This window comes from Candidatus Cloacimonadota bacterium, from assembly GCA_011372345.1.
Classification (GTDB): Bacteria; Cloacimonadota; Cloacimonadia; order Cloacimonadales; family TCS61; genus DRTC01.
Genome location: DRTC01000482.1, coordinates 1 through 1975, shown reverse-complemented (window position 1 = coordinate 1975; position 1975 = coordinate 1). Strand labels below are relative to the sequence as shown.

The following is a 1975-nucleotide window of genomic DNA, read 5'->3' as shown; positions in this document are numbered from 1 at the left end:
TCTTTGTATATGCAGATCCTCTCTACAATCCTTATGAATCAGTCGATATCACCTTCGATGTTACCTATGATACTTCGGCTCATCCTGTATCTGTGCAAGATCAATGGGCAAGCGCACGACCAACGTTAATTTGGATTTTAATCATTGCGGGTGGTTTTTTGATTATCACTACTATTGCGCGCAAAAAGCAGAAGGCAAATAAAGATAAAATGAAACAACCGCAAGGTGCTTCTACTGCGTCTAAAACTTCTACGGTTTCCACAAGTTCTTCTCCTGCAACTTCCAGTCAAACTTTAGCCAGTACCTTGAAAAAGAAGTATAAATGTACTCGTTGCGGCGCAGAAATGGAAGCAGATGCAGTTTTCTGTCCCAATTGCGGGAAAAAGCGTGAAGGGCGATCTTTGGGCGTACCCTTGAAAACAACCCCTGGAAATCGCACTTACTGTAATTTCTGTGGTGCAAAACTACCTAAAGATGGAAAATTCTGTGAAAGCTGCGGAACTCCGATAGTACGCTGATTTTTCGTTTTGTCGATTTTTTCATTTTCATTTTTTTTAATTTCTATACTTTTTCGGATTTATTCATGAACAATATTCATCAATATGTCACATTTTTTAGAATAGCTCCTGGAAAACGAGCGTGCTCTAAGCGAGCTCCGGTGAAATCGGCATCTTCTAAGTTACAATTCTCAAAATCGGCATATTTTAAATTTGCATCTCGAAATGAACATCTTCTTAAATCAGATCGAGAAAAATCAGTTCCTATACATGAAGCTCCCATAAAGGAAGTTCCTTGACACATTGCATCGGTGATTAAACTGTGGTTAAGATTGACCTTGTTCCAATCGCAATTTTCGGCTAGAATCCCCACTAAATTGGCATAAGGTAAGAATTTTCCTGTCAGCGTAAGATTATCTAACTGTAGATTATTTAATATAGCTTGCCCTGGAATACTTTGTTTAGAAAGATATATCCCTAAAATTATTCCATTGATATTCATCGTCTGCCATTGACCCCCTCCGCCGTCTAATTTGAGAAATTTTTGATGATTTTTGAGAATGCTTTGAAATTCTTGCGGGGATATCACCTTGGATGTTTCAGCTATCTTTCGGAGATGGATCCGATCTATATCAGAATAATCTGCTCCTTTTTGTTCGGACAGTGGAAATTTGATAGAAAGAGGTGCTTTTTCCATGGAAACACCTAATTCTCATGCAGTACGGGATACAAACGGGGCGGATCGATGATGATTTCTTCCAGATAACTTGATCGAATTCGATCAAATAGATCTGCTGCATGGGGTAAATTTTTTTCTTGAAGAAGCAGGTGAAATGCATCTGGTTCTACTAATCCGAGTTTTTCATTTGATTCCAAAAAATCCATAATGGCCGACGGTGCATTAAGAACATGATATTTGATTTCCTCTGGCCATTCTTTGGTATAACGATACATCTTCTGCAATTTTTTGTGAGCCGATAGATAAATACCGCGTGTATCAAAAGAATCTTGGGAGATCGACATATCAATCTGCTTTGCATATTTCCTATTTTTTTGCTTCACTTGTTTCGTAAAATCTGCAAAAACTTCATCATCGTATGTTTTTTCCTCAGATGTGCCACTCAGCGAATTATTATTCAGAAATTCAAGTGATTCCAGTGAATCAAGGGCACCTGTGGTAATTAATAATGCCTTTCCCCCTTTATTGGAATAATTAAATGTTTGCAAAACTTCCTTTTCTCCAACTTTTGTGCTTCCATGATATGCCTTTATCTCCACGAAAAGAGCCCGTTCGCTTTCAATTTCTGTTTGATTGGGGAATTTTTCAGATTTTTTTCCAGAAACATGCAGAATTTTATTGGCTTCATTCACGGGTAGTAGCAAACAGTCGGGGTTTACTTGTTCTAATCTTGGTTCATCGAATGTGAGATAGTTTAGGGTGGTGAAAAATTCTTCTACAATCCATTTAAGGGCCATTT

2 protein-coding genes are annotated in these 1975 nt (G+C 37.9%); one reads left to right on the top strand and one right to left on the bottom strand.

Translation table 11 applies throughout. The features are described 5' to 3' along the window. The first annotated feature begins 158 nt into the window (after nucleotides 1–158). Nucleotides 159–518, top strand: a complete 360-nt coding sequence (locus ENL20_09355; GenBank protein HHE38764.1) for a zinc ribbon domain-containing protein — start codon at nucleotides 159–161, stop codon at nucleotides 516–518. Nucleotides 519–597: 79 nt separating this feature from the next. Here ENL20_09355 and ENL20_09350 read toward each other — a convergent pair whose 3' ends face one another. Next, nucleotides 598–1194, bottom strand: coding sequence for a pentapeptide repeat-containing protein (locus tag ENL20_09350; GenBank protein ID HHE38763.1), 597 nt, complete (start codon nucleotides 1192–1194; stop codon nucleotides 598–600). Nucleotides 1195–1975 lie beyond the last annotated feature (781 nt).